The organism is Pseudomonas sp. SJZ077 (assembly GCF_007993905.1).
Taxonomy (GTDB): domain Bacteria; phylum Pseudomonadota; class Gammaproteobacteria; order Pseudomonadales; family Pseudomonadaceae; genus Aquipseudomonas; species Aquipseudomonas mandelii.
On sequence record NZ_VIUJ01000028.1, the window covers coordinates 17,887 to 29,867 of the forward strand.

Below are 11,981 nucleotides of genomic sequence, written 5' to 3' on the forward strand. Positions count from 1 at the left end.
TGTCGATTGAAGACCTGACGTTGCTTCAAGCCATCCGCGAAACCGGCAGCCTGTCGCGGACCTGGGCAAAGCGCCTTCTACCGTGTCCTGCGGTCCAGGGCAGTGACCGCTTCGTTTCAAGTCAGTTGGCGATGACGCTCATGTTCCGCCCACTGGCCTTGGCCACGTACAACGCTTTGTCCGCAGCGGTGACCAGGTCGTCGGGCTGATCCTGCGAGGCCGGGTTGTAGGCGCAAACCCCCACGCTGACCGTCACCATACCCTCAGGGCATTCGCTGTGTACGATGCCGGCCTGCTGCACCCCGCGACGAATTTTTTCGGCGACCAGAAACGCCCCCACATAGTCGGTGCCGGGCAGCACCACCGTGAACTCCTCGCCGCCATAGCGGGCGGCCAGATCGCCGGGGCGTTTGATGTTGTCCTTGATAATCGCGCTGATTTTGCGCAGACAGTCATCACCCGCCACGTGCCCATAACGATCATTGAAGCTCTTGAAGTGATCGACATCGATCATCAGCATGGCGAGGTGGGTCACCGTGCGCCGGGCCCGGCCCATTTCCGCGAGGATGAACAGATCGAACTGACGCCGGTTGGAGAGCCCGGTGAGTGCGTCTTCGAGCGCCAGCAGTTCAAGGCTGCGGTTGACCTCGATGAGCTTTTCCCGGGCATCAAGCAGCACGCTCTGAAAATGATTCTGCTGCTTCATGAAGCGAATGAGGCGATAGCCGAGCCCTCCCAGAAACACCAAAAGCAACAGCACGATGCCAGCGCTGAGGATGGACTCCTCGCGCCAGCCGGCCAGGACGTCTCGCTTGTCCAGGCCGGCAAAGACGATCAGCGGATAACCATCAACCCGCCGAAACCCCACCACTCGCTCCACACCATCAACATATGACTTGACGGTGGCCGTGCCGGAATTGCCCTTGGGCAACAGCTGCATGAACAGCGGCCCCTTGGCGACGCTGGTGCCGACGTCGGCTTCGTTGAATGGCCGGCGAACGACGATGCTGCCATCGTCGGCGATCAGGTTGATCACGCCGTTTTGGCCCATGTCGATGCTGTCGTACAGCGCGAGAAAATGGTCGAGGTAGATCGTTGCCAGCGCCACACCGGCGAAACTGCCATCTGGATGATTGATCCTGCGTGACACGGTCATGATCCATTCGCGGGTCGATCGACTCTTGATCGACGGTCCGATATGAGGTCCCCGGTCAGTATGATCACGATGGTAGATGAAGTATTCACGGTCGGAATTGTTCGCACCGGGTATATCCGCACCGTTGGAATTGGCGATCCACCCCCCTTTTTCGTCAAATACGAACAGACCATGGAGCTGGGTCAGCTCACTGCGTTGGGCGGCGAGCAAACGTCTGAATCTGGGCAGCTGCGCTGAGGCCACGCCCTCGTTTTCGACGCGGTCCACCAAGGCAAACAGCAGCGTATCGGCCTGTTTGATTGACGACTGCGCTTGCGACGTCAGGGTCTGGGCAAGGTTGGACATTGCCACTTCTTTGTCATGCAAATGGTACTGGCGCGAGTTCCAGGCTTCCCAGATCACAATGGCCGTCAAGGACAGGCACACCGCCACGAGCAGGACAACCGCGTAGCGGACCCTGCGCCGGGACTCGATTTGCTCGGCCCCCCAAGGCGCGACGGGCCGGCTGTGTTCAATTCGGTCGTTGATGGACGGATGCCCCATGACGCTCCCTGACTCGTTATGACATGGCGACTTTTCCCGTTCGCCCTTTTAGCGCCATCCAGTCGTGCCTGACACTCGGACCGCTATGCTCCACCAGAAACAAGATAGGCGATTTGCTCGCGTTGTGACGGGTTTGTGTGGGGTGAGGATGCGACCCCACGGGATTTACGTCGGTGTCTGCTTCACTGCTTCAAGCCAGGCCGGGTTCAGTTGTGTCTGTTCGGTATCGAGGCCCAGCGCTTCCATCCGCGCCTTGTGTTGCTCCACTTCCCGGCTCAATTGCCCATGGTCGCTGGAGTTGCCGTCCAGTTCGTGCATCTGGCTCAAGCCCAGATGGTAGAAACGCAGCAGTTTCATGGCCGTCGGATCACCCGCCTCCACCGCCGCCGTCACTTGATGCATCACATTGGTGATGCTCATCAGGCTGCGCTTGAGCTGCCAGCCGTACACCGCCGGCGCCATCCAGGCCTGAGACCAGAACATGCCACGCATCAGCGCCACCATCAGCAGCACCGCGACAAACACGCCGCCGACGTTAAATCGCAGATTGTCGCCCCCCGGCTCGCCAAACAACGCCACCGCCGCAGTGGACAGCACCATCGCCAGCGCCAGAAATATCAGCGCAATAATGACCGTGCTGCGCCGCGTCTGCTTTCGAAAGAGTTCGGCGTTCATCGGCTGGATTTCGAACATCGTGACGGGGTTCCTTGCATCAATGGTAAAAGGCTCGGTGAGCGAAAAGACTGCGGGGCATTATCGCCCCTGTGCAGGATTTAGCTATGCTGGGCGCCTCTTCATCTTTTCATCGTCAAACGGGGAACATGGCGATACAGCGCAGTTCGTGCCATCTTCTTTCTTGGATACACACTATTCGGATGCCATTTGCCTGTTTGAACGGCATCGTTTTAAGGATCATTGAATGACCCAACGACAAGTAATCAACGCCTCCGTCAGCCCTAAAGGCAGCCTGGAAACCCTTTCTCAACGTGAAGTACAGCAACTGAGCGAAGCCGGATCCGGCAGCACCTACACCTTATTCCGCCAGTGCGCCCTGGCCATCCTCAATACCGGCGCCCATGTTGATAATGCCAAGACCATCCTTGAAGCCTACAAAGATTTCGAAATCCGCATCCACCAGCAGGACCGCGGCGTCCGCCTGGAACTGCTGAATGCCCCCGCTGACGCCTTCGTCGACGGCGAAATGATCGCCAGCACCCGGGAAATGCTGTTCAGCGCCCTGCGTGACATCGTCTACACCGAAAACGAGCTCGACGCCCAGCGCATCGACCTGAGCACCTCCCAGGGCATCAGCGACTACGTCTTCCACCTGCTGCGCAACGCCCGCACCCTGCGCCCCGGTGTCGAGCCGAAGATCGTGGTGTGCTGGGGTGGCCACTCGATCAACACCGAAGAATACAAATACACCAAGAAAGTCGGCCATGAACTGGGCCTGCGCAGCCTCGACATCTGCACCGGTTGCGGCCCCGGCGTGATGAAAGGCCCGATGAAAGGCGCGACCATCGCCCACGCCAAGCAACGCATCCACGGTGGCCGCTACCTCGGTTTGACCGAGCCCGGCATCATCGCCGCCGAAGCGCCGAACCCGATCGTCAACGAACTGGTGATCCTGCCGGACATCGAGAAACGCCTGGAAGCCTTCGTGCGCGTGGGCCACGGCATCATCATTTTCCCGGGCGGCGCCGGCACAGCCGAAGAGTTCCTGTACCTGCTCGGCATCCTCATGCACCCGGACAACGCAGGCCTGCCCTTCCCCGTGGTGCTCACCGGGCCGAAACATGCGGCGCCGTATCTGGAGCAACTCGACGCGTTTGTCGGCGCAACGCTGGGTGACGCCGCGAAACAACACTACGAAATCATCATCGACGACCCGGCCGAAGTCGCGCGCCAGATGACCCAAGGCCTCAAAGCGGTCAAACAGTTCCGCCGCGAGCGCAATGACGCGTTCCATTTCAACTGGCTGCTGAAAATCGACGAAGGCTTCCAGCGCCCGTTCGACCCGACCCACGAAAACATGGCCAACCTCAAACTCAGCCGCGACCTGCCACCCCACGAACTGGCGGCCAATCTGCGCCGCGCGTTCTCCGGCATCGTCGCCGGCAACGTCAAGGACAAGGGCATCCGCCTGATCGAAGAACACGGCCCTTACCAGATCCGGGGCGATGCGGCGGTCATGCATCCGCTTGATCAATTGCTCAAGGCCTTCGTTGCGCAGCACCGGATGAAACTGCCGGGTGGCGCGGCTTATGTTCCGTGTTATCAGGTGGTTGCATAACGAAGCTTATGTGAGCTGTAACATCGCGAGTCGGCCTTGTGAGAGCGAGGTTGCTCGCGATGAGGCCGGTACATCCAACTGTGCTGTTGCCTGTACGACCGCTATCCGCGAGCAGGCTCGCTCCTACAGGTTGAACGGGTAAATCCGGGGAATCTGTTCGGCCCGAAGGCCGCCAAGATCAGCCACCCTGATTGCCACACGCCGCAAACTTGCTGTAATCCAACACCTTCTGCGTACCGCTCGAATCCAGATACGTCATCCGCGCATTCACAATCCCGCAATTTTCCCCGCCGTCTTCTACAGTGGAAATCACCTTCTTGATATCCCCATTTAAACGGCCGGAGGTATCTTCCATGTGTCGTAAAACCGGGACTACTAAGGCGTAAGGTGTCACACAGGGCAACCGATACAGTTCAATACACCCGCCCCTGAAAAAAACCGACTTGTATGCCCCTGTATCAAAGTCATCTCCAGATACAGTGAGATACAAAGGCCGGCAGGCAGGTGCGGCGTGGCTCCCTAGAATGCGCGACGTGCGAATAACAAGAGGTTTGAGCAATGGAACACGTGAACCACATCCTGATCGTCGATGACGATCGCGAGATCCGTGAACTGGTCGGTAATTACCTGAAAAAGAACGGCCTGCGCACCACCGTGGTTGCCGATGGCCGGCAGATGCGCAGCTTTCTTGAAACCAACACCGTAGACCTGATTGTGCTCGACATCATGATGCCCGGCGATGACGGCCTGCTGCTGTGCCGCGAACTGCGCTCAGGCAAACACAAGGCCACGCCGATCCTGATGCTCACCGCCCGCAACGACGAAACCGACCGCATCCTCGGCCTGGAAATGGGCGCGGACGATTACCTGACCAAACCGTTCTCCGCCCGCGAACTGCTGGCGCGGATCAACGCCGTACTGCGACGCACCCGGATGCTGCCGCCCAACCTGCTCATCACCGAAAGCGGCCGGTTGCTGGGGTTCGGCCGCTGGCGCCTGGACACCACCGCCCGCCACTTGCTGGACGAAGACGACACGATGGTTGCACTCAGTGGCGCCGAGTACCGCTTGCTCCGGGTATTCCTCGATCACCCGCAGCGCGTGCTCAGTCGCGACCAGTTGCTCAACCTCACCCAGGGCCGCGACGCCGACCTGTTCGACCGCTCCATCGACTTGCTGGTGAGCCGTCTGCGCCAACGGCTGATGGATGACTCCCGGGAGTCGACCTACATCAAAACCGTGCGCAGCGAAGGCTACGTGTTCTCCTATCCCGTGGAATTGCTCGGCGCCGAATCATGAAACGCTACCTGCATTGGCCACGGACGCTGTCGGTGCGCAATATGCCTTGGCGTTTACTCGCATCCAAGGTGCGCAACAGCACTTCCAGGCACACCTGAAACTCGCCGACGGCAGCCCGCTGACCATCGACGTCCGGCCATCGGTGATGCCGTTGTCCTCGTGGCTGCCGATGGTGCTGCTGGTGCAACTGACCCTTTTATTGATCTGCACCTGGCTGGCGGTCAGGGTCGCCATCCGCCCCCTCACCCGCCTCGCCCAGGCAGTGGACACCCTGGATCCGAACACCCACGCGGTGCATCTGGACGAAAAAGGCCCGACCGAAGTCGCCCATTCCGCCAAGGCGTTCAACGCCATGCGAAGGCGGCGGCCTGTGCGCCGAGCTCACCCTCGCGGCACAACCCTTGTAGCAACTCTGAGGCAAGGGTTTTGTATCCGTCTGTATAAGAACCCCGAACGGATACGTATAAGCCGATTTCAGCGCGTTCAAGTACACATCACCGATACACCCGGGCGTTTAACTGTGTTCACCGGATAGCAGCAGCTACCGACCCACACACATTCAAGCGCACGGAGAATCACCCATGTTCAACTTCCCGAAAGTCTCGTCCCTGGTACTCGGTCTGGCATTGGTTGGCGGCCTCGGCCTGTCGAACCTGGCGTCGGCCAATACCGTAAGCGCTGCGTCCCACAGCCAGATCCAGCAACTGTTGGTGGAAGGTGGCTCGGACCGGTTGCAACAGAATCGCGTCGCTGAATATGGCTCTGAAAACCTGCAAAACAATCGTGTTGCTGAAGGTGGTTCCGATCGCCTGATCGAGAACCGCGTTGCCGAAGGCGGTGCTGATCGCCTGCAAGAGCTTCGTGAGCGTGTGGCTGAAGGCGGCGCGGATCGCCTGCAAGAACTGCGCGAACGTGTCGCGTCGATCAGCCCGAAGAATGCCGTACAAGGGGGTGTTGTCGTCGCGGAGAATCGCCCTGAGTTCGGTTCCAAATATCAGCGTTACTGATCAAACTCTGCAAACCGCCAGAGATCAAATGTGGAAGCGAGCCGGCCCCGGGCGGCGTGGTGGTGGCGCGCTGGTAACAGGCGCTGGATGAAATGAGACGCGACGGACGTCTCGAACGACTCAGGCAGCGTTGGCCCAGCGACACCACCCCCCGCTGACAGTGGATCAACGCGCTCGATATCAACTATGCGCAAGGGTGTTTTCTCATCGCGACGCTCCAGCACTACAGTGGCCACATCTTCTCCCCACTCTACTGGAGCAACATCATGAAAAGCATCATTGGTCTTGGTTTCGCCCTGTCGGTTCTTGGCGCAACATCCGCCATCGCCGCCCCACATGCCACCTCGCAAGTCGTTGCGGCAGCCAAAGTCAGCCAACCGGCAACATTGAACGTGAACACTGTCGGCGTTGATCACAAAGACAGTCAGGCCAGCAAACTCTACGTCGCGGAAAACCGCCCTGAGTTTGGTTCGAAGTATCAGCGCTATTGATTAATGGCTTTGGGCCGTTTGAAACAGGAAACCCCGGGTAGATCCTATCTACCCGGGGTTTCTCGTATCCGGGCAGGCGTGTAACCGAATCACTGTAGATCGTAGGCTCCAGCGGCGCAGGCGCTGCCAAAGTCTACGATCATGTTCGCGTTTCAGGCCGCCATCTGGCCGCTGGCAATCGCCGCCGACGCGGCCAGCATCGCCCGCAACAACACCGCACACCCTGCCGCCAGATCATCCGGCGCGGCATTTTCGATTTCGTTGTGGCTGATGCCGCCTTCGCACGGCACGAAGATCATCCCGGCCGGGCCGAGTTCAGCGAGGAAGATCGCGTCGTGACCTGCTCCGCTGACGATGTCCATGTGCGACAGCCCCAGACCTTGCGCAGCCCCGCGTACCGCTTCGACGCAACCCTTGTCGAAGTAGAGCGGCGGGAAGTCGGCGGTGGGTGTCAGTTCGAAGGTCAGGCCGTGCTCCTCGCAGGTGGTTTCGATGACTTCACGGACTTCGACGATCATCGAGTCCAGGCGCGCCGGTTCCAGATGACGGAAATCCAGGGTCATGCGCACTTCGCCGGGGATGACATTGCGTGAGCCGGGATAGGCTTGCAGGCATCCGACGGTGCCGCAGGCATGAGGTTGATGGCCGAGAGCGGCGCGGTTCACTGCGCCGACAATCACGGCAGCGCCGACCAGGGCGTCCTTGCGCAGGTGCATCGGCGTCGGGCCGGCGTGGGCTTCAACGCCGCGCAGTTTCAGGTCGAACCATTTCTGGCCGAGGGCGCCCATGACGATGCCGATGGTTTTGTGTTCGTCTTCGAGGATCGGGCCTTGCTCGATGTGCGCCTCGAAATAGGCACCGACGGCATGGCCGCTGACCGTGCGTGGGCCGGCGTAACCAATGGCATTCAACGCTTCGCCAACGGTGACGCCATCGGCATCGACCTTGGCCAGGGTTTCTTCGAGGGTGAATTTTTCCGCGAACACGCCGGAGCCCATCATGCACGGGGCGAAGCGCGAGCCTTCTTCGTTGGTCCAGACCACCACTTCCAGCGGCGCCTCGGTTTCAACGCCGAGGTCATTGAGGGTACGCAGCACCTCGACGCCGGCCAGCACACCGAAGCAGCCATCGAACTTGCCGCCGGTGGGTTGGGTGTCGATGTGGCTGCCGGTCATCACCGGGGGCAGGTTCGGGTTGCGGCCGGGGCGGCGAGCGAAGATGTTGCCGACGGCGTCGACGCTGACGGTGCAACCGGCCTCCTCGCACCAGTTGACGAAAATGTCCCGGGCCTGGCGGTCGAGGTCGGTCAGGGCGAGGCGACAGACGCCACCCTTGACCGTGGCGCCGAGTTTGGCCAGGTCCATGAGCGACTGCCACAGGCGGTCGCGGTTGATGTGCTGATGGGTGGACTGCAGAACGTCTACAGCAGCGTTCATGGTGATCTCCTCAGGCAGTTCTTATGAATATTTGTTTGGTGTTTTTGAGGCCGTCTTCGCGAGCAAGCTTCGCTCCTGCAAGGAATACGCGAACCTGTAGGAGCGAGGCTTGCCCGCGAAGAGGCCAGTGCTCACACCGCAGATTTCGCGATTGACGCGCTAGGCCGCATTGAGCACAACCCGTAATAAATCAGCCCCCCCAGCGCCGAGCCGGTAAACCAGCCATAACTGTAGAACCAGCTGAACGCATCGCTGCCCAGGGACAGCAGCGTCAACGCCACCGGCACGCCAAACGCGATAAACCCGAACCAGTTCCACGCCGGGTACACGTCATCGCGATACAGACCGGCCAAGTCCAGTTGCTGTTTCTTGATCAGGAAATAGTCCACCACCATGATCCCGGCGATCGGGCCCAACAGGCTCGAATAACCCAGCAACCAGTTGGAGTAAACCGTCTCCAGGCTCAGGTCCGAAACGATCAATCCAAGCTTCTTCAACAGCTCATGGGCCATCAGCGCCAGGCCGACCAGGCCAGTGAGGATCACCGCCTTCGTGCGGTTGATGAGCTTGGGCGCGACGTTCTGGAAATCGTTGGTCGGCGACACGATGTTGGCCGCCGTGTTGGTGGACAACGTGGCAATGATGATAAGCGCCATGGCCACCGCGACCCAGACCGGGCTCTGAATGTGACCGATCAGGGTGACCGGATCGGAGACGCTGACGCCCACCAGTTTGACCGAGGCCGCCGTCATTACCACGCCCAGCGAGGCGAACAGGAACATGGTCAGGGGCAGTCCGATGATTTGCCCGACGATCTGGTCCTTCTGGCTTTTCGCATAACGACTGAAGTCCGGAATGTTCAGGGACAACGTGGCCCAGAACCCGACCATCGCGGTCAGCCCGGCGGCAAAGTAACTGACCACGCTGGCGCCTTCCGGGCGCTTGGGCGGGATCGCCATCAGTTCGGTCATCGACACGTTCGGCATGGCCCACACCAGCAGCCCTGCACCCACCAGCACCAACAGCGGCGCCGAAAGGGTTTCCAGCCATTTGATCGAGTCCGCACCGCGAATCACCACCCACAGGTTCAAGGCCCAGAACACCATGAAGCCAATCACCTCGCCGGTGCCGCCCAGGGCTTTCCAGCCGTCGAACACCGAGCCGAGAAACAGGTGAATGGCCAGTCCGCCAAACATGGTCTGAATGCCGAACCAGCCGCACGCCACCAGCGCCCGAATCAGGCAAGGAACGTTGGAGCCGAGGATGCCGAAGGACGAACGCAGCAGCACCGGAAACGGAATGCCGTACTTGGTACCGGGGAAGGCGTTCAGGGTCAGCGGGATCAGTACGATGATATTGGCGAACAGAATCGCCAGCAGTGCTTCGCCGACACTCAGACCGAAATAAGCGGTGAGTACGCCGCCGAGGGTGTAGGTCGGCACGCAGATCGCCATGCCAACCCACAGGGCGGTAATGTGCCATTTGTTCCAGGTTCGTTCACGCACCTTGGTCGGTGCCATGTCGTGGTTGTAACGGGGACTGTCGAGGACGTCGCTGCCGGCTTCGAGCTCAAACAAGCCGTCGCGCTCGGTCACTTGCGATCTGATCTGTTGCATGGCCGCTCCACTGTTCTTTGAATTATTTTTTGCTCATCAGGGGCTGTTGGCATCAATAAGCGTGCCGGGCACCCCGTTTGCGCATCGGGCAGTTCCACAAAAACTTCGCAACCAACTGATGTTTATCAGTTTTTATATACCGTCCAAATAGTCCCTCGGTTACTTGCCTGTTCACTCAGGCCGAATGCCGGGCAAGTTGTCCGAACCGTCAGGGCTCAATCTGGTGCATGGGTCTTTTTTTTCAAAGTTGCGCATCAACCATAGACCATCCTCAAGCAGCTGATTTCACATAAGAAATCTCGTTCATTTTGAGAACCTGTCAAGTGCGTCAAAATGGTTCAGGACCACACCATTTTGGTGATTTCACAATTTAATCGTTATTTATCAATATGTTAAAACAGCAATAAGCTTATAAAAAATATTCTTGCTCATTCCATAAACTCAGACTAGTTTCTATTCCTGACAGCGCTGACAGGAATACACCTGTTTGCGCCGGCTTCATATAAAACATTTAGAACTGACATAAGTCGGTCATTGCCTGCGAGGAACTCGGAATGTCTCTGTTGATCCGTGGCGCCACCGTTATTACCCATGATGAAAGTTATCGCGCCGACGTCTATTGCGCCGACGGCGTGATAAAAGCCATCGGCGACAATCTTGATGTTCCGGCCGGCGCCGAAGTGCTCGACGGCAGCGGCCAATACCTGATGCCCGGCGGCATCGACCCGCACACGCACATGCAACTGCCCTTCATGGGCACCGTGGCCAGTGAAGACTTTTTCAGTGGTACTGCGGCAGGCCTTGCCGGTGGCACCACGTCGATTATCGACTTCGTGATTCCCAACCCACAGCAATCCTTGATGGAGGCGTTTCATCAGTGGCGCGGCTGGGCCGAGAAGTCGGCGTCGGATTACGGTTTCCATGTCGCCATTACCTGGTGGAGTGACCAGGTGCGCGAGGAAATGGCGGAGCTGGTCAGCCAGCACGGGGTCAACAGCTTCAAGCATTTCATGGCGTACAAGAACGCGATCATGGCCGCCGACGACACCCTGGTAGCAAGTTTCGAGCGCTGCCTGGAGTTGGGCGCGGTTCCGACCGTGCACGCGGAAAACGGTGAGCTGGTCTATCACCTGCAACGCAAGTTGATGGCCCAGGGCATCACCGGTCCCGAAGCGCATCCATTGTCGCGACCTTCTCAAGTGGAAGGCGAAGCCGCGAGCAGGGCAATCCGCATTGCTGAAACCCTGGGCACGCCGCTGTACCTGGTGCATGTCTCGACCAAGGAAGCGCTGGACGAAATCACCTACGCCCGCAGCAAGGGCCAGCAGGTCTACGGCGAAGTGTTGGCCGGGCATCTGCTGCTGGACGACAGCGTCTACCAACACCCGGACTGGCAGACCGCCGCCGGTTACGTAATGAGCCCGCCCTTCCGTCCTCGCGGCCACCAGGAAGCGCTTTGGCACGGTTTGCAATCAGGCAACCTGCACACCACCGCCACTGACCACTGCTGCTTCTGTGCCGAACAAAAAGCCGCCGGGCGAGATGACTTCAGCAAAATCCCCAATGGCACTGCCGGTATCGAAGACCGCATGGCTGTGCTCTGGGATGAAGGGGTCAACACCGGCCGTTTGTCGATGCAGCACTTCGTGGCGCTGACCTCCACCAACACCGCGAAGATCTTCAACCTCTACCCGCGTAAAGGTGCGATCCGCGTGGGCGCTGATGCGGACCTGGTGCTGTGGGATCCGGAGGGCACGCGGACCATTTCGGCGAAGACTCACCACCAGCAGGTCGACTTCAACATCTTCGAAGGCAAGACCGTGCGCGGTGTGCCGAGCCATACCGTGAGCCAGGGCCGGGTGGTGTGGGCCGATGGTGATCTGCGCGCTGAGCGTGGTGCCGGGCGGTATGTCGAACGGCCGGCGTATCCGGCGGTGTTTGACTTGCTGAGCAAGCGGGCTGAGCAGAATAAGCCGACTGCCGTGAAACGCTGAAAATCGAGGCCTTCGGCCTTCGCGGGCAAGCCTCGCTCCTACAGTGGCACGCATTCCAAAAAACAGGAGCGAGGCTAGCCCGCAAAGAGGCCGGCAGCGACAACACAAAACCAATGCCCATCAGAGGCAGTACCTCAATAACCGTG

The 11,981-nt window shown here is 59.5% G+C and carries 9 protein-coding genes and 2 pseudogenes; 6 read left to right on the forward strand and 5 right to left on the reverse strand.

Annotation, left to right across the window (positions count from 1 at the left end; genetic code table 11):
• Positions 1–121 precede the first annotated feature (121 nt).
• Both FBY01_RS28695 and FBY01_RS28700 read right to left on the reverse strand, forming a co-directional pair.
• Positions 122–1,699 (reverse strand): sensor domain-containing diguanylate cyclase, encoded by a 1,578-nt coding sequence (locus tag FBY01_RS28695; RefSeq protein ID WP_077749274.1) that lies wholly within the window; start codon positions 1,697–1,699, stop codon positions 122–124.
• A gap of 165 nt (positions 1,700–1,864) precedes the next feature.
• Positions 1,865–2,392 carry a DUF3087 domain-containing protein gene (locus tag FBY01_RS28700; protein ID WP_077749275.1) on the reverse strand — a complete coding sequence of 176 codons (528 nt, stop codon included), beginning with the start codon at positions 2,390–2,392 and terminating at the stop codon, positions 1,865–1,867.
• A 226-nt stretch (positions 2,393–2,618) separates the two neighbouring features.
• On the opposite strand from FBY01_RS28700, the gene ppnN reads away from it, so the two are divergent.
• Positions 2,619–3,992 carry a nucleotide 5'-monophosphate nucleosidase PpnN gene (gene ppnN, locus FBY01_RS28705; RefSeq protein ID WP_010455076.1) on the forward strand — a complete coding sequence of 458 codons (1,374 nt, stop codon included), beginning with the start codon at positions 2,619–2,621 and terminating at the stop codon, positions 3,990–3,992.
• A 178-nt stretch (positions 3,993–4,170) separates the two neighbouring features.
• On the opposite strand, the pseudogene FBY01_RS28710 reads toward ppnN, so the two are convergent.
• Positions 4,171–4,317 (reverse strand): annotated as a pseudogene (locus FBY01_RS28710) (DUF2790 domain-containing protein); the annotation flags it as partial.
• A 233-nt stretch (positions 4,318–4,550) separates the two neighbouring features.
• Between FBY01_RS28710 and FBY01_RS28715 the strand changes: the two are divergent.
• From FBY01_RS28715 to FBY01_RS28735, 4 genes and pseudogenes are all read left to right on the forward strand, one after another.
• Entirely contained in the window at positions 4,551–5,291 is a 741-nt protein-coding gene (locus FBY01_RS28715; RefSeq protein ID WP_077749277.1) for a response regulator, read from the forward strand.
• A gap of 22 nt (positions 5,292–5,313) precedes the next feature.
• A pseudogene (locus FBY01_RS32030) lies at positions 5,314–5,655 on the forward strand (two-component sensor histidine kinase); the annotation flags it as partial.
• Between the two features lie 217 nt (positions 5,656–5,872).
• Positions 5,873–6,298 (forward strand): hypothetical protein, encoded by a 426-nt coding sequence (locus FBY01_RS28725; protein ID WP_145310604.1) that lies wholly within the window; start codon positions 5,873–5,875, stop codon positions 6,296–6,298.
• Between the two features lie 266 nt (positions 6,299–6,564).
• The gene (locus FBY01_RS28735; RefSeq protein WP_010455083.1) at positions 6,565–6,789 is read left to right on the forward strand and encodes a hypothetical protein; all 225 of its coding nucleotides are present in this window, start codon (positions 6,565–6,567) and stop codon (positions 6,787–6,789) included.
• 152 nt (positions 6,790–6,941) lie between these two features.
• On the opposite strand, the gene FBY01_RS28740 is transcribed toward FBY01_RS28735, so the two are convergent.
• Positions 6,942–8,225 carry a Zn-dependent hydrolase gene (locus tag FBY01_RS28740; RefSeq protein WP_145310603.1) on the reverse strand — a complete coding sequence of 428 codons (1,284 nt, stop codon included), beginning with the start codon at positions 8,223–8,225 and terminating at the stop codon, positions 6,942–6,944.
• Between the two features lie 131 nt (positions 8,226–8,356).
• Positions 8,357–9,841 (reverse strand): NCS1 family nucleobase:cation symporter-1, encoded by a 1,485-nt coding sequence (locus FBY01_RS28745; protein ID WP_145310601.1) that lies wholly within the window; start codon positions 9,839–9,841, stop codon positions 8,357–8,359.
• Positions 9,842–10,395: 554 nt separating this feature from the next.
• On the opposite strand from FBY01_RS28745, the gene hydA reads away from it, so the two are divergent.
• Complete coding sequence (hydA, locus tag FBY01_RS28750) at positions 10,396–11,835, forward strand: dihydropyrimidinase (protein ID WP_145310599.1); 1,440 nt, start codon at positions 10,396–10,398, stop codon at positions 11,833–11,835.
• Positions 11,836–11,981: the final 146 nt, after the last annotated feature.

What these genes read in the sequence shown, in the direction of transcription:
- FBY01_RS28735 (WP_010455083.1), top strand. Translation starts at nt 6,565, where the DNA reads ATGAAAAGCATCATTGGTCTTGGTTTCGCCCTGTCGGTTCTTGGCGCA.
- FBY01_RS28740 (WP_145310603.1), bottom strand. Translation starts at nt 8,225, where the DNA reads ATGAACGCTGCTGTAGACGTTCTGCAGTCCACCCATCAGCACATCAAC.
- FBY01_RS28725 (WP_145310604.1), top strand. Translation starts at nt 5,873, where the DNA reads ATGTTCAACTTCCCGAAAGTCTCGTCCCTGGTACTCGGTCTGGCATTG.
- FBY01_RS28745 (WP_145310601.1), bottom strand. Translation starts at nt 9,841, where the DNA reads ATGCAACAGATCAGATCGCAAGTGACCGAGCGCGACGGCTTGTTTGAG.
- FBY01_RS28695 (WP_077749274.1), bottom strand. Translation starts at nt 1,699, where the DNA reads ATGGGGCATCCGTCCATCAACGACCGAATTGAACACAGCCGGCCCGTC.
- ppnN (WP_010455076.1), top strand. Translation starts at nt 2,619, where the DNA reads ATGACCCAACGACAAGTAATCAACGCCTCCGTCAGCCCTAAAGGCAGC.
- hydA (WP_145310599.1), top strand. Translation starts at nt 10,396, where the DNA reads ATGTCTCTGTTGATCCGTGGCGCCACCGTTATTACCCATGATGAAAGT.
- FBY01_RS28700 (WP_077749275.1), bottom strand. Translation starts at nt 2,392, where the DNA reads ATGTTCGAAATCCAGCCGATGAACGCCGAACTCTTTCGAAAGCAGACG.
- FBY01_RS28715 (WP_077749277.1), top strand. Translation starts at nt 4,551, where the DNA reads ATGGAACACGTGAACCACATCCTGATCGTCGATGACGATCGCGAGATC.